Raw genomic sequence first — 23,928 nt, 5'->3', positions numbered from 1 at the left:
TTCCTGTCGCTCTATCCGGTCCTGGTGTCAGTACGCCTGGCCGTACACGCCTCGCGACTGGTCACGGACGATCTTGCCGTCCTCCAGTTCCACCACCCGCTTGCGCATGGAGTCGACGATGGCCGCGTCGTGCGTGGCCATGACGACCGTGGTGCCGGTCCGGTTGATCCGGTCGAGCACCTTCATGATGCCGATGCTCGTCGCGGGGTCGATGTTTCCGGTCGGCTCGTCGGCCAGCAGGATCATCGGCCGGTTGACGAACGCGCGGGCCATCGCGACCCGCTGCTGCTCGCCACCGGACAACTCGTCGGGCATCCGATGTGCCTTGCCCTCAAGGCCGACGAGCTCGACGACCTCCGGGACCACCTTACGGATGAAACGCCGGGGCTTGCCGATGACCTCCAGGGCGAACGCGACGTTCTCGTACACGTTCTTGTTCGGGAGCAGCCGGAAGTCCTGGAAGACACATCCGATCCGGCGGCGCAGGTGTGGAATCTTGAAGTTGGACAGTCGGGCGAGGTCCTTGCCGGCCACGTGGATCGCGCCCGAGTTCGGGCGCTCCTCCTTCAGGACCAGGCGGAGAAAGGTCGACTTCCCGGACCCCGAGGGGCCGACGAGGAACACGAACTCGCCCTTGTCGACATCGACGCTGACGTGGTCCAGCGCGGGCCGGTTCTGGTTCGCGTAGACCTTGGTGACATTATCAAAATGGATCACGGGCGCATCACGGCATGCCAGTCTAGGGGTTAGGACGGTCGCAGGAGTGGCAGAGGGCCACTTCCGCCTCTCGCCGGCCGGGGGGCGCCGGTCTTTGCTCTTGATCGACGTTCCGGTTGGCCGGAGCCCAGTCTAGGGGGAAGACTGACATGGAAAGCCCATAACGGAAACAAAACGATTCGGCGCCCGGTAACGACCGCATAAAGTAGTTCTGACCTCGACGAGGGAGGACATCATGAGCTGTGAAGACCTGGTCTGCGCGGGGTGCGCCCACCCCGTGGCCGAAGGCCGCTGCCCCCGCTGCCGCGCGTACCGCGAGCGGATGCACCAGCACACCTTCGGGGGCATGACCCCCGCGCTCCTGTCGCTGGTGCTGATCGCGCTCTTCTTCCTCACCCTGGCCTTGAAGCACCTCAGCGGCGCCTGACACGCCCGTCCGAGGCCTTTTCCCGGCTCGCGCGGGAGAACCGCCTCACGGGCGCTCAGAAGCGCCCGTGAGCGAGGACTCCGACCTGTCCGGGGCCGGAACACGGTCTCCCTGCCGACTCCCGGCTCACCGGGAGTTCCCGCGGGCGTCCGTCCTTCGGGGACGAGGGCCCCGGATGCCGGCGAGCAGCCGTTCCCGCTCGTCCATCCCCCGGGGACGAAGACCGAGGGTGTCCGCCCGTGTCCGGCCCTCGGGGACGGGAGAAGAACGTCCTAGTCGTCGGCGCCCGACTCCTGGCGGCGGGTCCAGCGGATCTCGGCCTCGATGAAGCCGTCCAGGTCGCCGTCGAGCACCCCGCCCGGGTTGCCGTCCTCGGCGCCCGTCCGCAGGTCCTTCACGATCTGGTACGGGTGGAGCACGTAGTTACGGATCTGGGTGCCCCACGACGTGGTCGACTCGCCCCGGATCTCGTTCAGCGCCGCCTTCTCCTCCTGGCGCTTGCGCTCCAGCAGCTTGGCCTGCAGGACCGCCATCGCGGTCGCCTTGTTCTGCAGCTGCGAGCGCTCGTTCTGGCAGGAGACCACGATGCCCGTGGGCAGGTGGGTGAGGCGGACCGCGGAGTCGGTCGTGTTGACGCCCTGGCCGCCGGGCCCCGAGGAGCGGTAGACGTCGACGCGCAGGTCGTCCTCGTTGATGTCGATGTGGTCGGTCGTCTCGACGACCGGCACCACGTCGACGCCCGCGAACGAGGTCTGCCTGCGCCCCTGGTTGTCGAACGGGCTGATGCGGACCAGCCGGTGGGTGCCGTGCTCGCCGCGCAGCGTGCCGTACGCGTAGGGGGCCTTGACGGTGAAGGTCGTCGACTTGATGCCCGCCTCCTCCGCGTAGGAGGTCTCGTAGATGTCGGTCGGGTAGCCCTTGCGCTCGGCCCACCGTAGGTACATCCGCTGGAGCATCTGGGCCCAGTCGGCCGCGTCCACACCGCCCGCCTGTGACTGGATCGTGACGACCGCCTCGCGGGCGTCGTACTCCCCGGACAGGAGGGTGCGGACCTCCAGGGCGCCGATGTCGCCCCGCAGGGACTCCAGCTCGCGGTCGGCCTCCTCCCGCGTGTCGTCGTCCCCCTCGTCGGCGGCGAGTTCGTACAGGACGGAGAGGTCGTCCAGCCGCTGCTCCAGCGACTCGATCCTGTTGATCTCGCCCTGGAGATAGGAGAGCCTGCTGGTGACCTTCTGCGCGCGCTCCTGGTCGTTCCACAGGTCGGGGGCGGCGGCCTGATCCTCCAGCTCCTCGATCTGCTTGCGCATCGCGCCAAGGTCGAGCACATCCTGGATGCTGTTCAGCGTCCCGGTAAGCTCGTTGATCTGTTCTGCCGGATCGATGAGTGCCACGTCTGTAAAGGGTACGCGACCTCCGAACCCCATCGTGTACGGCAGGCTCCCCCACCATGGCTAGCATGGCCCGCATCGGGGAGTATCGGGAGGTGTACGTGCGCGAAAACGGGCGGCAGGGTGTGCTCGCACTCGCGCTGGCGTTGATCACCGCGACCGCGGCGTGCTCGGGTTCCGGCGACGGCCGGCCCGAGCGGAGCCCTTCGGCCGACGCCGTCACGCCGACCGCCCGTCCCACGGCCACCCCCTCGCCGCCCCCGGTCACGCTCGCCGAGGCGAAGAGGGCTCTCGCGGGCGTCGTGGGCGCCGACGGGGTGCTGGGGGCGGCGACGCCGCACCTGGACGCCGACCGCAGGCTCATGCTGGAGCAGACCCGCGACGGGCAGGAAGCCCTCACCATCGCGGCCTTCAGCGGCTCCGCCGAGGACCTTCCCCACTACACGTGGGGCACTCCCCGGCTGCTCGTCCCGCGCAACCAGCAGGGTCCGCTCTGGTTCGCCGCGTTCGTGGACCGCGAGGAGTCCTCGGGCGAGGTGCGCACCGCCGTGCTCACCCTGATGCGGCAGGGCGGTGAGGACTGGCGGGTCAGCTCGACCTCCCTGCTCGACGAGGGCGTCCGGCCCCCGGAGGTCGTCACGGACACCGAGGGGTACGCGACGGCGCTGGGCGAGGAGGACGCGACGGTGGCGATCAGCCCGCGCCTGATGGCCCCGCTGCACGCGACCTCGGCGGAGGAGGGCGAGCGGGGGTTCGCGACGGGGCTGATCGAGGAGGGCCCGCACACCACGGGGCTCGCCGACGAGATCACGAGGAGGCGCGCGGAGGAGAAGAACAACTGCCTGGGCTACGACTCGATCTTCGCGGCGAGCGACTACCCGGTTCACGCGCTGCGCACCGCCGACGGCGGCGCTCTCGTCCTCTACTCCCTCATCAGGACGACGACACGGTCGATCAAGGTCACGCCGTGCGGATCGGACACCCGTATCCCGCCCGAGGCCAGGAAGCTGACGAAGGAGCGGTTCATCCTCAAGGAGTTGCGCACGGTGGAGACGCAGCTGTACGTGAGCACGGTCCCGGCCAAGGACAGCGGCCACGCGGCCAAGGTGATCGGCTATCTCGGCGGCCTCACCAAGGTCATCGTGAGTTAGGGAGCCGGCCGGGCGACCGTGTGGCGCGCCGCGTGACCGGGCCCCCGGTGAGGAGGCCCGGCCGGGCGGCGGGCGGGTCAGGCGTCGGCGCGCGGGAGGTTGATGGTGGCCACCAGCGTGCGGATCGCGCGCAGTGCCACCGAGAGGGTCGCGAGGTCGAAGTTGTCGCTCTCCCAGATCTCCGACAGGGTCTGCCGCGCCCGCGAGACCGCCGCCGAGTTCGCCTCGGTCCAGCGTGCCAGCCGCTCCTCCGGCGACAGTCCGGGGGTGCTGTGCGTCAGGACGCCGTGGGTGAGCGCGGCGTGCGCGGCGTAGAGGTCGTCACGGAGCGCGGCCCGCGCCATGGAGTTCCAGCGGCTGTCCCTGGGCAGCGCGACGACGCGCTCGCGCAGCCTGGAGAGCTGGAGCCGGTCGGCGAGGTCGAAGTAGACCTCGGCGACGTCGTGCACGGGACGGCCGGTGCGTGCGGCCACCTCGACCAGGTCGAACGTGGAGTAGGCGGGCACCATCGCCGCGACGCGCTCGGCCAGCTCGTCCGGGACGCCCCGGGAGACGAAGCCGTCGCGCCGCTCCTCGAACGCGGACAGGTCGACCCCGGTCAGCAGCTTGGGCAGGTGCGGCAGCAGACCGTTCATCCCCTTGGCGAAGAAGCCGACGGTGGAGGCGAGGTCGAGCGGCGGGCGCCGGTTGCCCAGCAGCCAGCGGGTGCCCCGCTCGACGAGCTTGCGGGCCTCCAGCTCCATCGCGATCTGGGTGGGGGTGTCGACCTTGTTGTCCAGCTCCTCGATCTGGCGCCAGAGGTTGGGCATGTCGAAGACCTCGCGCGTGACCAGGTAGGCGCGGGCGATGTCGGGGGTGGACGCGCCGCTCTCCTCGCCGATGCGGAACAGGAAGGTGGTCCCGCTGGAGTTGACCAGGTCGTTCACCACCCCGGTGGTGATGATCTCCCTGCGGAGCGGGTGGGTGTCCATGTAGGTGCGGATCCCGGCGTCGCGCAGCGCGGAGGGGAAGTAGGACACCAGCCAGGAGGCGAGGTAGGGGTCGTCGGGCAGGTCGGAGGCGAGGATCTCGGCGTCGGTCACCAGCTTGGTGTAGGCGAGCAGCACCGAGAACTCCGGCGCGGTCAGCCCGAGCCTGGCCTGACGCCGCTCGGCGAGCATCTTGTCCGACGGCAGGAACTCCAGCTCCCGGTTGAGCAGCCCGGCCCGCTCCAGCCTGCGCAGCTGGCGCGCGTGGACGTGCAGCATGTCAGGGGCCTGCGCGCGGGCGGCGGCCAGCACCACGTTCTGGTCGTAGTTGTCGCGCAGGACGAGCTCGGCCACCTCGTCGGTCATGTCGAGGAAGAGCTGGTTGCGCTGTTTGTCGGTGAGCTCCCCGTCGCGGACGGCCCGGTCCAGCAGGATCTTGATGTTGACCTCGTGGTCGGAGGTGTCCACCCCGGCGGAGTTGTCGATGAAGTCGGTGTTGACCAGGCCGCCGTTGAGCGCGAACTCTATCCGGGCGAGCTGGGTGAAGCCCAGGTTGCCGCCCTCGCCGATCACCTTGCAGCGCAGCTCGCCGGCGGTGACCCGCAGGCCGTCGTTGGCCTTGTCTCCGACGTCGGCGTTGGACTCGCTCGACGCCCTGACGTAGGTGCCGATACCGCCGTTCCACAGCAGGTCGACCGGGGCCCGCAGGATGGCGCTGATCAGGTCGCCCGGGGCGAGCGACGTCACGTCGGCGTCGATGCCGAGCGCGGCGCGCGTCTGCGCGGAGACGGGGATCGACTTGGCCGTACGGGGCCAGACGCCGCCTCCGGAGGAGATGAGCGAGGCGTCGTAGTCCTCCCAGGAGCTGCGGGGCAGCGCGAACAGCCGGGCGCGCTCGGCGTAGCTCACCGCGACGTCGGGCCGGGGGTCGACGAAGATGTGCCGGTGGTCGAACGCGGCGACCAGCCGGATGTGCCGGGAGAGCAGCATGCCGTTACCGAACACGTCACCGGACATGTCGCCGATTCCGGCGACGGTGAAGTCGGTGTTCTGGATGTCGACGCCGGTCGTGCGGAAGTGGTACTTGACCGACTCCCAGGCGCCCCTCGCGGTGATGCCCATCGCCTTGTGGTCGTAGCCGATCGAGCCGCCGGAGGCGAAGGCGTCGCCCAGCCAGAAGCCGTACTCCTTGGCCACGGCGTTGGCGATGTCGGAGAACGTCGCGGTGCCCTTGTCGGCGGCGACCACCAGGTAGGTGTCGTCGCCGTCGTGCCTGACGACGTCGGCGGGCGGGACCACATCGCCGTTGACGAGGTTGTCGGTGAGGTCGAGCAGGCCGGAGATGAACATCCGGTAGCAGGCGATGCCCTCGACCAGGGTGTCCTCCCGCGACCCCGACTTCGGCGGATTTTTCACGACGAAGCCACCCTTGGAGCCGGTGGGGACGATGACGGTGTTTTTCACCATCTGCGCCTTCACCAGCCCGAGCACCTCCGTACGGAAGTCCTCCATCCGGTCCGACCAGCGCAGCCCGCCCCGCGCGACCTTGCCGAAGCGCAGGTGCACGCCCTCGACCCTGGGCGAGTAGACGAACACCTCGTACGCGGGCCGGGGCAGCGGCAGCACGCTGATCGACGGCGAGTCGAGCTTCAGGCTGATGTACGGCTTGCGCTCGCCGTCGACCCGCTGGAAGTAGTTGGTCCGCAGGGTGGCCCCGATCATCTCCAGGTAGGCCCGCAGGATCCGGTCCTCGTCCAGCGAGACCACGTCGTCCAGGGCTGCGAGGATCTCCTCGTGCAGCGCGTCGGACAGGTCGGCGCGGACCTCGGCCGGGCGCCGGGGGTTCAGCCTCGCCTCGAACAGGCGCACCAGCAGCCGGGCGAGCCGCACGTTGCCCGTCAGCACCCGCTCGATGTACTCCTGGCTGAACGCGGTGCCCGCCTGGCGCAGATACCTGGCGTACACGCGCAGGATCTCGACCTGCTCCCAGGTCAGCCCGGCGACCAGGACGAGCCCGTTGAACCCGTCGTTCTCCACCCGCCCGGCCCATAACGCGCCGAACGCGTCCTGGAAGAGCCGCTTGAACTCATCCCTGTCGACCTCGGGCGAGGGCGTGTAGCGCAGGCCGAAGTCGTAGATCCAGGCGTCCTTGGTCGCCGGGTCCCCGTCGCGGTCGACCTCGTACGGCCGTTCGTCGACCACCTCCACGCCCATCCGCTGGAGCAGCGGCAGCACGTGCGACAGGTATACCGGCGCGCCGAGGCGGTAGAGCTTGAAGCGGCGCTCACCCTCCGTCGCGTCGTGCGGCTCGTAGAGGTTCATCTCGATCTCGCCCGAGGAGGCGGCGAGCTCCTCCAGGCGGCGCAGGTCGGCGACCGCCATCCGGGCGGGGAAGTCGGCCTTGTAGCCCTCGGGGAACGCCGGGACGTAGCGGCGGACGAGCTTGGGAACCTCGTCCTCGGGGCACAGCTCGGTGATCGCGGAGACCAGGTCGTCCTCCCAGGACCTGGTGGCCGCGGCGAGCCTCGCCTCCAGCTCCTCGACGTTCACCGTGTCGACGCGCAGCGGCCTGCCACGCTCACCGCGTACGACCACGTGCAGCCTGGCGAGTGCCGACTCTCCGATCATCGCGCTGTAGTCGAAGGTGCCTGCGCCGAGCGTCCTGAGCAGGATGTCCTGCAGCTTGATACGGATCTTGGTGGTGTAGCGGTCGCGCGGCAGGTAGACCAGGCACGAGACGTAGCGGCCGTAGTCGTCCGGACGCAGGAAGACCTTGACCTGTTTGCGCTCGCGGAGCCTGAGCACGCCGAGGGCGATCGGCAGCAGCTGCTCCACCGAGGTCTGGAAGAGCTCGTCCCTGGGGAAGGTCTCCAGGATCTCGATGAGATCCTTGCCGTCGTGGCTGTCGGCGGTCAGCCCGGCGAGCACGAGCACCTCGGCCAGCTTGCGCCGGAGCACCGGGACGCGCGAGATCGACTCGCTGTAGGCCACGTGGGTGAAGAGGCCGAGGAAACGCCGCTCGCCGACGACCTCGCCCGAGGCGTCGAAGAGCTTGACGCCCACGTAGTCGAGGTAGGCGGAGCGGTGGACGGTGGCGCGGCTGTTGGCCTTGGTGACGATCAGCATCTGCTGCTTCTCGCGGGCCTTGGCGCGCAGGTCGGGCGGGAGCGCGGCGAAGCTGCCCGAGTCGGCGCTGTCGCCGCGGAGGATGCCCAGCCCCGTCCCGGGAATCGGGTGCAGCCTGTCGCCCTCCTCGCCCACCTCCAGGCGGTACTCGCGGTAGCCGAGGAAGGTGAAGTGCCCGTCGGCGAGCCAGCGCAGCAACTCCAGGCTGTCCTCCACCCCCGCGGGGTCGAGGGGCGGCGGGTTGACGGAGACGTCCTCGGCGGTCCGCAGGGCGAGCGCCCGCATCTTGGCGAAGTCCTCGACGGCGCCGCGCACGTCCTCCAGGACACGCTGCAGGTCGGTCTCGATCGCCTTGAGCGCGGCCTCGTCGTTCTGCCTGTCGATCTCGAAGTGCATCCAGGACTCGGCGAGCACCTGCCCGGTGACGTCCTCCTCGTCGCGGCCGAGCAGCTTGCCCGTCATGTCCCTGCGCACGCGCATCTGCGGGTGGACGACCAGATGGATGCCGACGCCGTGCCGGTTGAGCTCCATGGTCACCGAGTCGACGAGGAAGGGCATGTCGTCGGTGACGATCTCCACGACGGAGAACCCGGGTGCCCAGCCGTGCTCCTCGGGAGCGGGGGTGTAGGCGCGCACCAGGGCGCGGCCCTGGGGGCGTTGCTCGGCGAGCCGCCGCTGAACCATCGCCGGGCCGTACACGTCGACCAGGTCGCGGCCGAGCAGGTCCTCGGGGGCGACATGCCGGTAGTAGAGCCGCAGGAAGGCGAGCGCCTCCTCCACGCTCACGTGATCACTGCCCGGTGTGCGCGCACACGTCTCCGCGGCACTCCTCAGCAGCTCGTCCTTGGCCTCGTCGAGCGGCATGTCGCTCTCACTCCTTTGTGAGGGGTTTTGCATAGTTGGGTGAGACTCCAGGATGGAATCTCATAGGTTCCGCGGAAATGGTGCCCGGCGGAGAGAAAGTGATGTCGCCCGCGCCCTCGGGGATGCGGTGCTCTCGCTGCCCTCGCCCTGCAGCCCGTTTCCGGCCACATTCAGCTCCCCGGGAGCGGGGGCACGAAACGCCCACCACGGGGTGATCGTCTCTTCACGGGTGATCGGGATCGCAGCCAGGCGCCACGACTCGTCATGGGAACCGCGGTCTCTCGCCGCTGCCAACGGGGAACGGAAGGGCTCCTGGTCGGAGACGGCGGGTTCTCCCCACGAGGTGGCGGTGGGGCAATCATTCCACAGGGTCGCCTCGGAAGGGCTACGGCGCAGCCGGGCGAGTCTGGCCTCGCCCCGGACGCCTCGCCCGGCGATCGGGGTCGACCGACCCGCGCTCCGCCCATCGGGCATGGCCCGCGGCACGACACCTCCAGTGGCCGTCTGTCCCGATCCTCGTTGACCGGGACGTACCACCGTTCCTGATATCACCCCAAAAGCAGCTAAACGTCAATGTGGCGTGCGGTCATCGTCCAGGGCATTGGAGCGGTCCCGCTTCACCGCATCGAGAAGTCCGGGAACCTCGCTGAGTTCCCGGAGCTCGACCTGGCACTCCTCGCAGGTCATGAGATGGCGTTGGAACGTCTCGTGATCCTCTTCGTCGAGCACCCCGAGGGCGTACGCCGCCACGTCATGATGCGGGGAGGGCAACATCAGCTCGCGACACCTCTCTCCTTCAAGACTTTTCGGAGAGCCCGGATCCCGTAGTAGAGCCGGGACTTGACCGTACCCGGCGGTATCCCGAGGATTTCCGCCGCCTCGTTAATCGTACGGTCCCGTAGGTAAGTGTGCTCGATGACTTCGCGGTGTTCTGGGGACAGTTCTCGCAGCGCCTCGGCGACGACCATCGCCTCCAGCGCGCGATCGGCCCCGTCGGGAACGGGCACGGCGTTCGCGTCGGCGGGTTCGACCTCCTGTGGTCGGATGCCTCGTCTACGACGACCGTCGATGACGATACGACGGGCGACTGTCAGGAGCCAGGCCCACAGAAGGCCGGGCTCTCGTTGCAACCTTCCTGCGTTGCGCCAGGCACGGACGAGCGTCTCCTGGACGACGTCCTCTGCCCACTGCAGATCGTTACCGGTGGCCTTACGCACATGGCGGAGCAGGGGTACACCGAACTCTCGGTACAGATCTTCTACCAGGAGGACATCGGTGTCCGCGCTCTCGAACCGACTGTCGAGTTGACGCACGGGCACATCTTTACACCTTCGTTATCCGTCCCGTCTGCAACTCTGGCAACTCCAATCATTTCTAACTATCTCATCACTTCTGCTGAACCACCCCGGGCAGCGCCGCGTACCTCCCACCAAGTGCGCCCGCATCGGCGGGCCCCGGGGAAAGGAAACGACATGGCGGTGCGGCATATCCCGTGGCCGGTCGGAACTGTCCTCCTCCTCCTCACGCACCCGGCCCCTCACGGGTCGGGCGGCACGTTCGTCACCGCGCCGGGCGCCGAGAAGGCCCCGATGGCGGCCAGTCTCTGAGAGCGGGGCCGGGCCATGTTCAGATCACTGTTCCGCCGCTTCAAGAACGGCGAACCCCTGCTGTTCGGGGTCTTCATCGCGATCGCCGCCGTGGCGGTCGTCCTGATCACCCCTCCCGGCGGCGGTGCACTGGCCGATCAAAGCTGGGTCCAGACCCCGCAGGGCCCCCTGGGCCCGGCCGATCGCGACCTGCTGGTCAAGGTCCGCCTGGCCGGACTCTGGGAGATTCCCAGCGGCCAGCAGGCCCAGCAGCGGGCGGCGAGCAAACGGGTGAAGGAGGTCGGCATGCACCTGATGACCGACCACCTCAAGCTCGACGAGGAGGTCCGCGCCCTCGCGGCCAAGCTGAACGTGCCGCTGCCCGACCAGGCCAACGCCGACCAGCAGTCCTGGATGGCGCAGCTGACGGCGGTGAAGGCCGGCGCCGAGTACGACCTCCTGTTCGCCCGGCTGCTGCGCCAAGCCCACGGAAAGGTCTTCGGGGTGGTCGCCGGCGTACGAGCCGGCACCCGCAACGACCTGGTCAGGACATTCGCCCAGCGAGCGGTCGAGGTGGTCATGAAGCACATGACCCTGCTGGAGAGCACGGGGCTGGTCGACTACTCGGACCTGCCCGAGCCTCCGATGCCCGCACCGCCGCCGCCCGTCTCCGCTCTCGACACACCTGTGAGGAGAGAAATCGCTTGAAAATCATGAAACGCTCGCTCGTCTCCCTGTCGGCGCTGGCACTGGCCGCCAGCACGCTCACCACCGTCACGTTCACGGTGGCGGTCACGACCCCCGCCTACGGTGATCACTGCGACCCCGCCGAACAACAGAACCAGAACCAGAACCAGCAGAACCAGCGAAGTCAGCAGGACCCGAACCGGCAGAACCGGAATCAGAGCCAACAGGATCAGGGCCAGAACCAGGACCAGCCCGCGCAGGACACTCCTCCGCAGGACCAGCCGGCCCAGGACCAACTCCCACAGGACGCTCCCCCCCAGGACCAGCCCGCCCAGAACCAGCCGGATCAAGACCAACCGGCTCAGAACCAGCCGGCTCAGGATCAGCTCCCTCAGGACCGGCCCGCCGACGCGCCTCCCGCGGGCGGAAACCTCATCCAGGCCTCTCCCACCGAACCCGCCACCCCCGACGAGTTCGCCGACCAGGAGGCACAGACCCTGGGCGGCAACGGTAACGACTCCAACGCCCGCCGCCGGCCGAACCAGGCGCCCTCGCAGAACCCCGACCAGCCCCCCGCCGACACTCCGCCGACCGACGCCCCGCCCGCCGACCCGCCCGCGAACCCGGCTCCCGGTGAGACCTCCGCTCCCCCGCCCGGCGGCGAGGAGGCCGAGTGCGCCGACCTCGGGCCGTTCCCCGAGGACTTCATCGACATCCGGCGAGTCCCGCGCAACTTCCAGGACGTCCGGACCCGGCGCGGCGGCTCCGGCGGCGTCTTCACCTCCCGGTGCGGCACGAACAGGAACGGTCACCACAACTCCGACAACTTCATCGTGGCCCCCGGCGTGTCCAACGGCGCCCACCACATCCACGACTACGTCGGCAACCTGTCGACCGACGCCTTCTCCACGGACCAGTCACTGGCCGCCGCGGGCACCACGTGCGCGTTCAACGACCGCTCGACCTACTTCTGGCCGGTCCTTCGCGACCGTACGAGCGACGCCAACGCAGGCGACCCGGACGGCAACGTCGGCACCATCATGCGGGCCCGCCAGGTGAACCTGCAGTTCCGCGGGAACCCGGTCTCCAGGGTGAGCCCGATGCCGCGCTTCATCAGGATGCTCACCGGCGACGCCAAGGCCGCCACCAACGGCGGCGCGAACGCCCTCGCCAAGTGGACCTGCACCGGGTTCACCAACCGGATCACCACCAAGTACCCGCTCTGCCCGCGCGGCAGCCTGCTCGTCCGGATCCTGGACTTCCCCAGCTGCTGGGACGGCCAGAACAACGACAGCGCGAACCACCGCACGCACGTGGTGTTCCCCGACGCGAACGGCGCCTGCCCGTCCGGCACCAGGGCGATCCCGCAGCTACGGATGAGCTTGTTCTACGCCACACCGCGTACCGCGTCCTTCGCGCTGGACGCCTTCCCCGAGCAACGGCACAACCCCGTCACCGACCACGCCGACTTCGCCAACGTGATGCCCGACCGGCTCATGAGGTTCGCGGTCGACTGCATCAACAGGAACCGTCGCTGCTGACGGAATCCCTCCCGGGACCGCCGCTCCCCGTCTCCGCGCCTCTTCCACACCCCGCGGAGACGGGGGGCGGCATCTCGCGATATCAGAGTCCATCCCCCTCGAACGCAGACGTCGTTCGAGCCGCTTCGCAGACAGGAGCAACAGGTGGGTAACAGACGGACTCCGAGGCACACCCGGTCCGAGGCCGGGATCAGCCTCGACCAGAGGCCCGCCAGGATCGGCCTCGGTGTCACGATCACGGTCTCCGTGGTCGGCCTCCTGATGCTCGGGCGTACGGCGCCCGGCATGGAGGTGGCCGCCGCCGTCCGCGGCGTCTTCTCGTTCTTCTCCGGCGTGATCGCCCTCGTCTCGCTCACCGTGACCGTGGCGTTCGGCCTGCTCTCCGCCGACCGGATCGTGCTGCCCGTCCTGGGCAGGATCCGGTCGCAGTTCGCCCACCGGGCCACCGCCATGGTCGGCATGGGCTTCCTCGCCATCCACGTCACGATGAAGATCATCGAAAGCAGGACGTCTCTCCCCTCCGTCGTGATCCCGCTCTCGGCGAGCGGCCAGGGCCTGTACGTCGGCTTCGGCGCCATCGCCTCCGACCTGATGATCCTCGTCTTCCTCACCGGGGTCGCCCGTGCCAGGTTCGCGGAGAACAGCAGGCCGTGGCTCTGGCGCATGCTGCACGGCTCCGCCTACCTGGCGTGGCCGATGGCGGTCCTGCACGGGCTGACCGCGGGCCGCGCACCCGCCGAGTGGGTGACCTGGAGCTACGTGGTCTGCCTGGTCGCGGTGGGAGCCGCCCTGCTGATCCGGGTGATCTCCGAACTGCAGCCCAAGCCGATCTTCGTGCCCGAGGAGGCGCCGGTGGCGGTGCCCGTCGCCGCGGAGACGACCTCGCCCACGAGCCTGACCCCGCCCACGAGCATCGTCGGCCGCATCCCGCGCATCGTCCGTGAGGAGCAGCCGGAGCTTCGCCGTATCGGAGGTGTCGGATGATTCCCTACCGTGTCCCCCCGGTGCGCCGGCTGGGGCCGGCCAGGCTGACCGCCGGGCTCGACGACCGCCGCAGGATGGACCTCGCGGAACACCGCGACATGCACGGCACCGCGCCGACCATGTCCGGTGAGGAGCTCGCGGCGCTCGCCGACGAGGTGGACATGCGCGGGCGGGGCGGGGCCGCGTTCCCCTTCGCCCGCAAGGTCCGCGCGGTGATGGGCAAGAAGGCCGACAAGATCGTCCTGGTCAACGCGGCCGAGGGCGAGCCCGCGAGCAGCAAGGACACCATGCTTCTCACCAGGACTCCCCACCTGGTCATCGAGGGCGCCCTCCTCGCCGCGGACGCGATCGGCGCCAAGCAGGTCGTGATCGCGACCGTCGAGGGCGGCATGGGCCAGTCGTCCGTGGCCGCCGCGGTCGAGGAGCGGGGCATCGCCGACCGGGTCCGGGTGGTCGGCATCGTCGAGAGGTTCATCTCCGGCGAGGGCGGCGCCCTGGTCCGTTCGGTGAACGGCCAGGTCGGGGAGCCGCCCGGCCGCAAGGTGCGGGCCGTGGAGAGCGGCGTGAACGGGCTGCCCACCCTGCTGTCCAACGCCGAGACGTACGCCCAGCTCGCGGTCCTCGCCACCCTGGGAGCGGAACGGTACGCCGACGTCGGCACGGCACGCGAGCCGGGGACGGTCCTGCTCACCGTGGGCGGCTCGGCCAAGGCCCCCGCCGTGGTCGAGGTCGCGACCGGCACCCCGCTGTACGCGGTCCTGGACGCCTGCCAGGCCTCGACCGGCGACGGGGTGCTGGTCGGCGGCTACCACGGCGCGTGGCTGCACGCGGACGCCGCGGCCGTGGCGACCGTCTCCCGTCAGGGCATCGCGGAGGCGGGCGGCCAGCTCGGAGCCGGGATCATCGTGCCGCTCGGCGGGGAGACCTGCCCGCTGGGCGAGACGGTCAGGGTCGCGAGATACCTCGCCGCCCAGTCGTCGGGGCAGTGCGGCCCCTGCCGCCTCGGGCTCCCGGACGTCGCGCAGTCGATGGCCGAGCTCGTGAACGGGTCCGCCTCCGCCCTGGACGAGTTGCGAAGCAGGTCCGCGAGCGTGAAGGGCAGGGGAGCGTGCTTCCACCCCGACGGAACGTCCAGGTTCGTGCTGTCGGCGCTCGACGCCTTCCCCGAGGACATCGAGGAGCACCTGCTGCGCGGCGGCTGCGGGCGCCCGGTGCTCGGCGTGCTCCCCCTGCCCCCGCAGGAGAACGAGCCGGAGGTGAAGCTCACCGTGGACTGGACCCGCTGCCAGGGCCACAGCCTGTGCGCGCAACTCGCCCCCGACCTCGTCCACCTCGACGAGCACGGCTACCCGGTGTTCAGCCGCGACACCGTACCCGCCCAGTTCCGGCGGATGGCCCGCAGGGCCGTCGAGATGTGCCCGGCCCTCGCGCTGCGCGTGGTGCAGAGGACGTGATGCGAACGTGATCAACCTGAAGGGCGGTGTGGCCGTCCTATCAGGCAGGTGACACCGAATCTCGGGAGTAAGAACATGCCGACCCCCCCGGACAGGCGGGCATTCCTTCGAACCGGCGGCCTCGCCGCCCTCACGCTGGGCGCTCAGGGCGTATCCCCCCTGGGCGCCGTCGGCATGAACGGCGCCCAGGCCGACACCACCGCCAGGGGCGCCGCGGGCGCGCCACGGCCCGCCGACTGGCGAGCGCTCGCCGACGGACTGGACGGCAAGCTCATCCGGCCCGGCGACGCCGCGTACTCCGGCGCCAGGAAGCTGTTCAACCCCACTTTCGACGTGATCCGGCCCGCGGGGGTGGCCCTCTGCGCCAACCCCTCCGACGTCGCCGAGTGCGTCGGCTTCGCGCGCCGGTTGAAACTGCCGCTCGCCGTACGCTCCGGCGGGCACTCCTACGCGGGCTGGTCCACCGGGAACGGTCTCGTCCTCGACGTGTCCCGGATGAACAAGGTCGCCCACTCCTCGGGGCGCGCGACCGTCGGGGCGGGCGCCAAGCTGATCGACATCTACGACAAGCTGGCCGCGAGCGGGGTCAGCATCCCCGCAGGGACCTGCGCGACGGTCGGGGTGAGCGGGCTGACCCTGGGCGGCGGCATCGGCGTGGTCTCCAGGAAGTACGGGCTGACCTGCGACGTGATGGAGTCGGTCCAGATCGTCACGGCCGACGGACAGCTGCTGACCTGCGACGCGAACCACAACGCCGACCTGTACTGGGCCTCACGGGGCGGCGGCGGGGGCAACCTCGGCGTGGCGGTCTCCTTCGAGTTCCGCACCCACCCCACCCGCGAGGTCACGGTGTTCTTCCTGCACTGGCCGTGGTCGAAGGCGGTGAAGGCCCTGCGCGCCTGGCAGGCGTGGGCTCCCTCGGCTCCCGACGCCATGTGGTCGGGGATGCACCTGAGCCGCAACGGCGGGACGGACGTGGAGGTCGTCGGGCTCTACCTCGGCGGCAAGGCCGGCTGCGAACGGCTGCTCGACCGGCTCGCCGACGCGGCCGGGTCGCCGTCGTCGAGTTCCGTCACCCAGACCTCCTACCGCCAGGCCATGCTCATCATGGCGGGCTGCGCCTCACGTTCGGTCGCCGAGTGCCGTCTGCCCGCGACCCTGCCCGGACAGGCCCGGGGCGGGCGGCTGTCCAGGGGCAACTTCACCGCCAAGTCACACATGGCCTACCGTCCGCTCTCCGAGGCCGGGGCCAAGGCCCTCGTCGCCCAGGTGGCCCGCCCCGGCGAGCACACCGTGCTGCTGGACGCCCTCGGTGGCGCCGTCGCCAGGGTCCGCCCCGACGCCACGGCCTTCCCGCACCGGACCGCCCTCTACAGCGTGCAGTACTACGCCCACCGCCTCGGAGCGAAGGCCTGGACCAGGACCGCGCGCACGGCGATGCGGCCCCACTTCGGCGACCACGCGTACGTCAACTACGTCGACCCTGAGCTCGGCGGCTGGCGCGCCGCCTACTACGGGGGCAACGCCACCAGGCTCGCCCAGGTCAAGGCCGTCCGTGACCCGGGCCGCCTGTTCCGCCTTCCCCAGGGGATCTGACCTCCGAAGACCGCGTGACACCGCTCCCGTGGGGCGGCCACCGTCGTACGACGCCGCTCCCCCGGAGGCCGGAGCGGCGTGACGCCGCTCCCGAGGGGCGGCCGGTGCCATGTGACACCGCTCCCCGGGAGGTCGGTACCCTGTGGCACCGATCCCTGAACGGTCGACGCCGCGTGGCTCCGGGGCGGTCGGCGCCGCGTGCCTGTGATTCCTGGGAGGTCAGTGCCGGGTGACGTCGGCTCCCGGTACGAAGTAGGACAGGACCTCGGGGTTGGCCATCGCGTCGAGGTTGGCGGCCATCGTAGGGGCGGCGCCGAGGAGGATCTTGCGGACGGGGACCTCCAGCTTCTTGCCGCTGAGGGTGCGGGGGATACCGGGAACCTCGATGATCTCGTTCGGTACGTGTCGCGGCGAGAGGCCTTCCCTCAGCTCCCTGCGCAGGCGCCCGACCAGATCGTCGTCCAGGTGCGACCCCTCGGCCATGGTGACGTACAGCAGCAGGCGACCCTCCTGACCGAGCTGGCCGGTGTCGATCACCAGGCTGTCGGTGATCTCCTCGAAGCGCTCCACCACGCGGTAGAACTCGCTGGTGCCCATCCGAACACCGCCCCGGTTCAGGGTCGAGTCGGAGCGGCCGTAGATCACGCAGCCACCGTCGGGAAGGATCTTGATCCAGTCGCCGTGCCGCCAGACGCCCGGATACTCGGAGAAGTAGCTGTCGCGGTAGCGGGACCCGTCGGGGTCGTTCCAGAACATCACCGGCATCGAGGGCATCGGCAGGGTCAGCACCAGCTCGCCCACCTCGCCGACCACCGAGGCGCCCGACGGGTCGAAGGACTCGACCCTCGCCCCCAGGCACCGGCACGGGATCACCCCCGCACGGACCGGGAGCAGCGGTACGGCGCCCACGAAACCGGTGCACACGTCGGTGCCGCCGGAGAACGAGCCGAGCTGGACCTCCGGCATCACGTCGTACACCCAGGCGAACCCCTCGGGCGGCAGCGGCGAGCCGGTGGAGCCGAGGCCACGCAGCCGGTCGAGACCTGACGGCTCCAGACCGGCCTTCATGGACGCGATCACGTACGGAGCCCCCGTACCGAAGTAGGTGACCCCTTCCTCCGCGGCGAGCCGCCAGAGCGCGCCGGTCTCCGGGTAGGTCGCCGCCCCGTCGTAGAGCACCACCGCCGAACCGACCAGCAGGCCGCCGACGAGGTAGTTCCACATCATCCAGCCGGTCGTGGTGTACCAGAAGAAGACGTCGCCCTCGCCCAGGTCCTGGTGGAAGGAGAGCGCCTTGAGGTGCTCAAGCACCACACCGCCGTGACCGTGCACGATCGGCTTGGGCAACCCGGTGGTACCCGAGGAGTAGACGATCCAGAGCGGGTGCCCGAACGGCACCGGCTCGAAGTCGAGCGGTCCCGCGACGGCGCGTACCTCCGCCCAGCTCACCGTACGGACGCCGTCACCGGTCACGGCCGCGTCCTGCGCCGTACCGGAGGTGTCGGCGCCGAGCGCGTCCTGGGCCGGGACACGCACCCGCGCCACCAGGGTCGGCAGCTTGGCGGCGATGTCCTGGACGACCGCGCTCCGGTCGAAGCGCCTGCCGTTGTAGTCGTAGCCGTCGACCGCGACGAGCACCTTCGGCTCGATCTGGGTGAAACGGTCGATCACGCTGGGCGCGCCGAAGTCGGGCGAGCAGGAGGACCAGACGGCGCCCAGGGAGACGGTCGCGAGGAAGGCGATCAGCGCCTCGGGGACGTTCGGCAGGTAGGCCGCCACCCGGTCACCGCGCCCGACACCCAGCGCGGCGAGCCCCGTGCGGACCCGCGCCACCTCCTCGGCGAGTTCTCCCAGGGTGAGCGCCCGGCGCCCGCCCGCCTCGTCGCGGGAGACCACCGCGAGCCGCCCTGGGTCGGACGCGGCCCCGCGCAGCGCGTTCGCCGCGTAGTTCAGCGTCGACCCGGCGAACCACTCGGTGCCGGGCATCCCCCCCGACATGACGGGCCCGTCGCCGCGTTCCCCCACCACCCCGAAGTAGTCCCAGATCGACGTCCAGAACTCCTCAGGCGCGTCGACCGACCACCGCCACAGGGACTCGTAGTCACCGGACCGGCCCAGCCATTCCGCGTAGCGGGTGACCTTGGCGTTTCTCACGATCTCCGGGGACGGCTCCCAGAGCGGCGCACCTTCCTCAACCATGACTCCATCCTCTCGGTGCCCCACCCGAATGTCATCCCCCGGGGCCACACACCCTCCGGACCTCCAGTGTGGGGCGCCCACGTACGGACCTCTCGAAGGGAACGAGCGGCATCGGGCCGGGGACATGGATCGCCGTCGGACATGTGGGGCCGATCGGCGACGACGGGCAGCGACGGACAGCGACGGACTCCGCGTGACTCGCCCTCGTACGGCCGTTGGTCGCCGCCGGGGCCGGAGGTCAGCGGTCCGCGGGGAAGTGGCCGGCACGCCGGGCCGGAGAGGTGAGACCGGCGACGGCGGCGACGACCTCGGAGGGGTTGGAGAGGTCGGGCAGCACCACGTCGGCTCCCGCCTCGTGCAGTTCGGCGGGGAGGGAACGCCCCGAGGCGACCCCGATCATCGCGGCCCCGGCGATCCTGGCTGCCTGGACATCCCTGGCCGAGTCGCCGACCAGCACCGTGTTCCGCCCGTCGAAGGTCGCCCCGTACTTCCGCTTGGCGCGTCCCTGCGCGACCTGCAGGAGGGTCGCCTTGGGGTAGACCTCCTCGCCGTAACCGCCGATCTCGAAGTCGATGTGCCTGTCGAGGCCGAACGCGGTCAGCTTGTGCACCGCGTTGCTCTTGATCGTGCCGGTGAGCACCGACTGGACCACGCCGTCGAGCCTCGCCACGGCCTTCAGGGCGTCGCGGGCGCCGGACATCATCCGGCCCTCCTTGGCCAGGCGCCTGCGCCGGGCTCCGAAGGATTCGGCGAGCGCGTCGAGGAACCTGGGGAGATGGTCGTCTTCGGCGACGATCCCGTTGATGGCGAGCATCTCGAACACGATCTCCGAGTCGGGACGCCCGTTGGCCTGGGTCAGTTTGACCAGGGGCCTTCCGGTGACGGCGCGGAACGCCTCCGCGTATGCCTCACGGGTGACGATCGACACGTCGACCAGCGTGAGGTCGATGTTCCAGAGAACGAGGCGGTTGATCGGGGGCCTCCCGGAATGGGGGTGGATGCCCAGGGTAAGGCCCCGGGGGTACGGTGACCGCCTTCGATACCGAAAGGATCCGTTCGCCGGTTCTCGTGAGGTCGTGTCAGTGTCCTCAGCGCCCTCGGTGCCCTCAGGCGTGGTCGAGTGCGTTTTCCAGGGTGTCGACGACCGGGACGCCGAAGGCCATCAGATCGGTCCGGCTGGTCATGCCACCGGTGTAGAGGACCGCGCGCGCCCCGACGTGCTGAGCGGCGTGCGCGTCGTCCAGGCTGTCGCCGATGACGAGGACATCGGCCGGGTCGACGCCGAGGGCGGCGAGATGGGCCACCATGGATTCGGCCTTGTGGCCGCCGGGGACACCGCGCAGGCCGTCGATCCGGGTGAAGTGGTGGTCGATCTCGAACTCCGCGATCTTGGGAACCAGCCGTTCGTGCGCCCACATGGACAGCAGAGACTGCTTGCCCCCCGCGCGTTCCCAGCTCCGCAGGGTGGAGAGGGCGTCGGCGGCGAGCCCGCACTCCAGCATCAGCCGGTGGTAGTTCTCGTGGAAGTTGAGGTCGAGCCTCTCCCACTCGCCGTCCTCAAGGGCACGGCCGAGCATGCGCTCGTAGGCGGTCCAGATCGGGCGCGTGTAGACCGCGCGGAAACTGTCGGCATCGTAGGAACGCCCGTAGGGCTCGAACACCGCGTTCGTCGCACCGACGACGGCGTCGATGTCGTGAAACAGCGTGCCGTTCCAATCCCAAACAATGTGTCTCATATTGCCCTCCAGAATAGCGAAATTTCCCGCCGGATCGGCGCCGCGACAGGGAAGCCGGCCCGCTCGACGGCCCCTCGGAGGTGCTCACGACAGGGGAATCTCCCTCGGGCCCCGGGGCCCGAGGGAGAGGACGCGAGACTCCGGAAGCCGCGCCCCGGACGCCACGCTTCAGACGCCGCACCCGGGCTCCGCACCCTGGAATCTGCGCTTCGGACGCCGCGCTTCGGACACCGCACCCCGGACACCGCACGCACCCCGGGCTCCGGGCTTCGGGCTCCGGGCTCCGGGCTTCGGGCTTCGGGCTCCGGGCTTCGGGCTCCGGGCTTCGGGCTTCGGGCTTCGGGCTTCGGAGGAAGAAGGTCAGCCGACCAGGTCGGGGATCTCCTGGGTGGCGTACCACAGGAGTTCGTTCGCCTCGGCGCCGTCCACGGTGAAGCGGGCGTCGTCGTCGCCGCGATCGGCCGCGGGCAGCGCGGCGAGAGCGGCCTCGACATCCTTCACCGCGGGCAGGTCGTCCACGTGGACCGCGGCGACCAACTTCAGCGGGACCGCCGCGGCGAGCCGCACCTGGGCGCGCGCCTCCAGGTCGGTGCTCGCGCTCACGTCACTCTCCGGCACGTCGACGGCGATGACCACCCGCCGCGCGGCGACCTCCACCCCGTCGGCGCGGTCGGCGGCGAGCATCCGCAGGGAATGCCTGGCCGCCTCGGTCAGGGCGACGTACTCCAGTTCCTCGGTGTCACCCGAGGCGTACCACTCGGTCAACGCGGGGGTCACCGCGTAGCCGGTCAGCGGGGCCGGACCCAGCTCCCCCACGGTGGCCACGCGGGCCAGCGCCGGAAGCGTACACGGCAGGTAGACGCGCATCCATGCCTCGATCTATCTCTCCGACATCGGCACCGGTTCGGCGCCGATTCACGCATCGAGTGTGCCAGCATCGGCGCCCCCCGGTGTTACCACCCGCGCGGAGCGGCACGATCCGAGGACGGCGACCCGCGGCCTGGGCATCGGGCACGGTGACAGGGTGAGAGGTGAGCGGGACAGGTCAGCGCAGCGAGACCTGGAGCAGGGTCTCCAACTCGGCGATGGTCAGCTCGGGGTCGCGGTGGTGCACGCCGACGATTCCGAGCCGCCGGGCGGCCTCGATGTTGGCCTTGACGTCGTCGACGAACACGCACTCCTCCCCGGCCAGGCCGATCCTGCCGAGCGCGTGCTCGAAGATCCTGGGTTCGGGCTTGCGCATGCCGATCTCCCCCGAGATGACGACCTCGTCGAAGAAGTCATCCCAGCCCTCGCGGGGATACTCGTTCGCCCAGGAGTTGGAGAGCAGGCAGGTGCGCAGCCCCGCCGCGCGGGCCTCACGGAGCATCTCGTACATCGGCTCGACCCTGTGAAAGCGGGAGAACATCCTGTTCAGCAGCCCCTCGGCGGCCGGTGGCACGCCGTCCGTCGTGATCAGTCTGGCCGCCAGGTCACGTTCGAAGTCCAGGCCGGAGATCTCTCCGCGCTCCAGGGCGTGGATGGCGTTCTCGCCGTTCTCCGTGTTCTCGTACGCGTGAACGATGAGTTCACGCATCACCTCGCGGTAGTGGGCCTCATCGAGTCTCTCCGCGACGATCCACTCGGCGACCGCCTCGGTGAGATCGACGGTGAGCACACCGCCCCAGTCGATCAGCACGCCCTTCAGCATCTCTCCTCCTTGCCGTAACGGTTTCCAGGTTAGGCGCGGACCGATGGACACGGGCGACCGCCTCTGTCGAGGTCGTCGCTCCGAGGACGGCGCGCGAGGCCGTCGACCGCGCCATCCGGGTCCGTGGTGGCACGGGATCGTCCGACGACGCCTCGCTCTCGGCACTGTAGGAGTGAGTCCGCGCGCCGCGCGCCTTCGACGATCCGGCCGTGGTTCACGAACCGTCGCCCACTGCGAGCTCAGCTCGCATATCTCCTAAAACATCCCTAAGCAGACAGAGCGCGATCACGAAGGGCCGGAGATTCCTCCCCTAACATCCGATTCAACGGCCGTTACGCGTTTCGCAGCCTCAATACGAGGAAGATTACGAGAATGGCACTCAGGCCATATAACCGCACGTAGAAGGCATGATCGACCTCCTGCGGGCTCCATTTGCAGCTTCCCTCGGTTCCCATGAGGAGGGATCATGGCAGTAGCTCAGGCGAGCCGGTCGCGCGCCCGTACGGCACAGCGACCGACCACATCCGCGACGTCCACCACGCATGCCCAGGCAGGCAGGAAACAGGACGGCAAATCGTTAACGCTCAAACTTCCGATGATGACCGTGCAGCTGCGGCCTCCGCATGTTCACTTGCCGCATGTCAGCAGGCAGGAGGCGGGACAGGCCATGGACACGGCCAGGTCCTTCCTCCCACCGGCCGAGCGCATCGCCTACTACGGAGGACTCGGCGCTCTCGCGGTGGCTGGATTGCTCGAATGGCCGGTAGCGGCGGCCATCGGGGTCGGAACGCTGATCGCGCAACGTGCGCGCGGGAAGAACGGGTCGTCGAGCCCGGTCTCCAGACCCTCGACATCCGCCTCCTCGTCCGGAGGCGCCACGTCCCCGACGACGCGTTCGACATCCCGGACCCGGACGACCGGTACCACATCCCGTTCTCGCACGGGAGGCACCACCTCACGGACCCGGACGACCGGTTCCACGTCTCGGTCTCGCACGGGAGGCACCACGTCCCGGACCACACCCTCCCGTACGGCGGCGTCCGCGTCACGCACCGCCTCCAAGGCCGCGAGCACCGTCTCCCGAGCCGCGGGCACCGCCGCGTCACGTACCGCGAGTGCCGCGTCCCGGGCAGCCGATACCGCGACCCGCACGGCGGGCACCGCCGCCTCACGCGCGACCCGCACCGCCTCACGCGCGGCGGGCGCCGCGTCCCGGGCCACGAGCCCCACCTCACGGACCCGCACCACCACGAGCCGCACAGGGAGCAGCGCCTCACGGACCGCGAAACCAACATCCCGCGCGAAAAGCACCACCTCACAGACCCGTAGCGCCGCGTCACGCACCGCGGGTGCCGCGACCCGCGCGGCGGGCACCGTCGCCTCACGCGCGACCGGTACCGCCTCACGCGCGGCGGGTGCCGCCTCGCGCGCGACCGGCGCCGCGTCCCGGGCGGCCGCCTCGGCCTCCCGGGCCACGAGCCCCACTTCGCGGACCCGCACCACCGCGAGCCGCACGGGAAGCACCACCTCACGAACCACGAGCGGAGCTTCCCGCACCGGCACGTCCGCCTCACGCTCACGGACCGCGAAGCCCGCGTCCCGGGCCGCGAAGCCCGCGGCACGGACCACTAAACCGGCATCACGGACCACGAAGTCCACGTCGCGACGGGCCGCGACGCCCACTTCGCGGGCTCGCGCGTCGGCGTCCACTTCTCGCACCGCGAGCTCCGCGTCCCGGGCGACACCGTCCGCCTCTCGCTCGAAGGGGTCGACCTCCGGGAAGTCGTCCAAGTAATCGCAGCGATGGGGCCGAT

18 protein-coding genes are annotated in these 23,928 nt (G+C 70.0%); 7 read left to right on the top strand and 11 right to left on the bottom strand.

Going from position 1 to position 23,928, the window contains the following annotated elements; translation table 11 throughout:
* Positions 1-27: 27 nt before the first annotated feature.
* Positions 28-717 (bottom strand): cell division ATP-binding protein FtsE, encoded by a 690-nt coding sequence (gene ftsE / locus ABZ664_RS06760; protein ID WP_012888192.1) that lies wholly within the window; start codon positions 715-717, stop codon positions 28-30.
* A gap of 235 nt (positions 718-952) precedes the next feature.
* Between ftsE and ABZ664_RS06755 the strand changes: the two genes are divergently transcribed.
* A complete protein-coding gene (locus ABZ664_RS06755; protein ID WP_362504082.1) occupies positions 953-1,144 on the top strand; it encodes a hypothetical protein in 192 nt (63 codons plus the stop codon).
* Positions 1,145-1,416: 272 nt separating this feature from the next.
* On the opposite strand, the gene prfB is transcribed toward ABZ664_RS06755, so the two are convergent.
* Complete coding sequence (prfB, locus tag ABZ664_RS06750; protein WP_350946529.1) at positions 1,417-2,535, bottom strand: peptide chain release factor 2; 1,119 nt, start codon at positions 2,533-2,535, stop codon at positions 1,417-1,419.
* A gap of 65 nt (positions 2,536-2,600) precedes the next feature.
* Here prfB and ABZ664_RS06745 point away from each other — a divergent pair, with 65 nt between their 5' ends.
* Complete coding sequence (locus tag ABZ664_RS06745) at positions 2,601-3,683, top strand: hypothetical protein (RefSeq protein ID WP_362504078.1); 1,083 nt, start codon at positions 2,601-2,603, stop codon at positions 3,681-3,683.
* A gap of 77 nt (positions 3,684-3,760) precedes the next feature.
* Here the strand turns inward: ABZ664_RS06745 and ABZ664_RS06740 are convergent, their stop codons facing one another.
* The 3 genes from ABZ664_RS06740 to ABZ664_RS06730 all read right to left on the bottom strand — a co-directional run bounded on the left by ABZ664_RS06740 (position 3,761) and on the right by ABZ664_RS06730 (position 9,954).
* Entirely contained in the window at positions 3,761-8,641 is a 4,881-nt protein-coding gene (locus ABZ664_RS06740; RefSeq protein WP_362504075.1) for an NAD-glutamate dehydrogenase, read from the bottom strand.
* A gap of 570 nt (positions 8,642-9,211) precedes the next feature.
* A complete protein-coding gene (locus ABZ664_RS06735) occupies positions 9,212-9,415 on the bottom strand; it encodes a zf-HC2 domain-containing protein (RefSeq protein WP_362504073.1) in 204 nt (67 codons plus the stop codon).
* Positions 9,415-9,954: a sigma-70 family RNA polymerase sigma factor gene (locus ABZ664_RS06730; protein ID WP_362504071.1), complete on the bottom strand. Its 540-nt coding sequence runs from the start codon at positions 9,952-9,954 to the stop codon at positions 9,415-9,417. The genes ABZ664_RS06735 and ABZ664_RS06730 overlap by 1 nt, the downstream gene beginning before the upstream one ends.
* A gap of 309 nt (positions 9,955-10,263) precedes the next feature.
* Here ABZ664_RS06730 and ABZ664_RS06725 point away from each other — a divergent pair, with 309 nt between their 5' ends.
* From ABZ664_RS06725 to ABZ664_RS06705, 5 genes are all read left to right on the top strand, one after another.
* Positions 10,264-10,935, top strand: coding sequence for a DUF4142 domain-containing protein (locus ABZ664_RS06725; RefSeq protein ID WP_362504068.1), 672 nt, complete (start codon positions 10,264-10,266; stop codon positions 10,933-10,935).
* Positions 10,936-10,940: 5 nt separating this feature from the next.
* On the top strand, positions 10,941-12,455 hold the full coding sequence (locus tag ABZ664_RS06720; RefSeq protein ID WP_362505093.1) for a DUF1996 domain-containing protein: 1,515 nt from the start codon (positions 10,941-10,943) through the stop codon (positions 12,453-12,455).
* Positions 12,456-12,599: 144 nt separating this feature from the next.
* Positions 12,600-13,439 (top strand): hypothetical protein, encoded by an 840-nt coding sequence (locus ABZ664_RS06715; RefSeq protein WP_362504065.1) that lies wholly within the window; start codon positions 12,600-12,602, stop codon positions 13,437-13,439.
* The gene (locus tag ABZ664_RS06710; protein WP_362504062.1) at positions 13,436-14,893 is read left to right on the top strand and encodes an NADH-ubiquinone oxidoreductase-F iron-sulfur binding region domain-containing protein; all 1,458 of its coding nucleotides are present in this window, start codon (positions 13,436-13,438) and stop codon (positions 14,891-14,893) included. Before ABZ664_RS06715 ends, ABZ664_RS06710 begins: the two co-directional genes overlap by 4 nt.
* 75 nt (positions 14,894-14,968) lie before the next feature.
* Entirely contained in the window at positions 14,969-16,489 is a 1,521-nt protein-coding gene (locus ABZ664_RS06705; protein ID WP_362504059.1) for an FAD-binding oxidoreductase, read from the top strand.
* 219 nt (positions 16,490-16,708) lie between these two features.
* Here ABZ664_RS06705 and ABZ664_RS06700 read toward each other — a convergent pair whose 3' ends face one another.
* From ABZ664_RS06700 to ABZ664_RS06675, 6 genes are all read right to left on the bottom strand, one after another.
* Positions 16,709-18,688 (bottom strand): acetoacetate--CoA ligase, encoded by a 1,980-nt coding sequence (locus tag ABZ664_RS06700; RefSeq protein ID WP_362504056.1) that lies wholly within the window; start codon positions 18,686-18,688, stop codon positions 16,709-16,711.
* Between the two features lie 238 nt (positions 18,689-18,926).
* The gene (locus ABZ664_RS06695; protein ID WP_362505090.1) at positions 18,927-19,661 is read right to left on the bottom strand and encodes a haloacid dehalogenase-like hydrolase; all 735 of its coding nucleotides are present in this window, start codon (positions 19,659-19,661) and stop codon (positions 18,927-18,929) included.
* Between the two features lie 133 nt (positions 19,662-19,794).
* Complete coding sequence (locus ABZ664_RS06690; RefSeq protein WP_362504053.1) at positions 19,795-20,424, bottom strand: HAD hydrolase-like protein; 630 nt, start codon at positions 20,422-20,424, stop codon at positions 19,795-19,797.
* 360 nt (positions 20,425-20,784) lie between these two features.
* Entirely contained in the window at positions 20,785-21,291 is a 507-nt protein-coding gene (locus tag ABZ664_RS06685) for a hypothetical protein (RefSeq protein ID WP_362504051.1), read from the bottom strand.
* A 178-nt stretch (positions 21,292-21,469) separates the two neighbouring features.
* Positions 21,470-22,114, bottom strand: a complete 645-nt coding sequence (locus ABZ664_RS06680; RefSeq protein WP_362504048.1) for an HAD family phosphatase — start codon at positions 22,112-22,114, stop codon at positions 21,470-21,472.
* Between the two features lie 714 nt (positions 22,115-22,828).
* Positions 22,829-23,905 carry a hypothetical protein gene (locus ABZ664_RS06675; protein WP_362504045.1) on the bottom strand — a complete coding sequence of 359 codons (1,077 nt, stop codon included), beginning with the start codon at positions 23,903-23,905 and terminating at the stop codon, positions 22,829-22,831.
* Between the last annotated feature and the right edge of the window lie 23 nt (positions 23,906-23,928).

The sequence above is a fragment of the Streptosporangium sp. NPDC006930 genome, assembly GCF_040635605.1.
GTDB lineage: Bacteria > Actinomycetota > Actinomycetes > Streptosporangiales > Streptosporangiaceae > Streptosporangium.
The sequence above is the reverse complement of the archived record's forward strand: the minus strand, read 5'-3'. Positions and strand labels throughout refer to the sequence as shown.

Excerpts from the sequence above, each read along its gene's own strand:
- ABZ664_RS06745 (WP_362504078.1), top strand. The coding sequence starts at position 2,601 with ATGGCCCGCATCGGGGAGTATCGGGAGGTGTACGTGCGCGAAAACGGG.
- ABZ664_RS06725 (WP_362504068.1), top strand. The coding sequence starts at position 10,264 with ATGTTCAGATCACTGTTCCGCCGCTTCAAGAACGGCGAACCCCTGCTG.
- ABZ664_RS06710 (WP_362504062.1), top strand. The coding sequence starts at position 13,436 with ATGATTCCCTACCGTGTCCCCCCGGTGCGCCGGCTGGGGCCGGCCAGG.
- ABZ664_RS06685 (WP_362504051.1), bottom strand. The coding sequence starts at position 21,291 with ATGCGCGTCTACCTGCCGTGTACGCTTCCGGCGCTGGCCCGCGTGGCC.
- ABZ664_RS06680 (WP_362504048.1), bottom strand. The coding sequence starts at position 22,114 with ATGCTGAAGGGCGTGCTGATCGACTGGGGCGGTGTGCTCACCGTCGAT.
- ABZ664_RS06700 (WP_362504056.1), bottom strand. The coding sequence starts at position 18,688 with ATGGTTGAGGAAGGTGCGCCGCTCTGGGAGCCGTCCCCGGAGATCGTG.
- ABZ664_RS06690 (WP_362504053.1), bottom strand. The coding sequence starts at position 20,424 with ATGAGACACATTGTTTGGGATTGGAACGGCACGCTGTTTCACGACATC.
- ABZ664_RS06755 (WP_362504082.1), top strand. The coding sequence starts at position 953 with ATGAGCTGTGAAGACCTGGTCTGCGCGGGGTGCGCCCACCCCGTGGCC.
- ABZ664_RS06720 (WP_362505093.1), top strand. The coding sequence starts at position 10,941 with ATGAAACGCTCGCTCGTCTCCCTGTCGGCGCTGGCACTGGCCGCCAGC.
- ABZ664_RS06705 (WP_362504059.1), top strand. The coding sequence starts at position 14,969 with ATGCCGACCCCCCCGGACAGGCGGGCATTCCTTCGAACCGGCGGCCTC.
- ABZ664_RS06735 (WP_362504073.1), bottom strand. The coding sequence starts at position 9,415 with ATGTTGCCCTCCCCGCATCATGACGTGGCGGCGTACGCCCTCGGGGTG.
- ABZ664_RS06740 (WP_362504075.1), bottom strand. The coding sequence starts at position 8,641 with ATGCCGCTCGACGAGGCCAAGGACGAGCTGCTGAGGAGTGCCGCGGAG.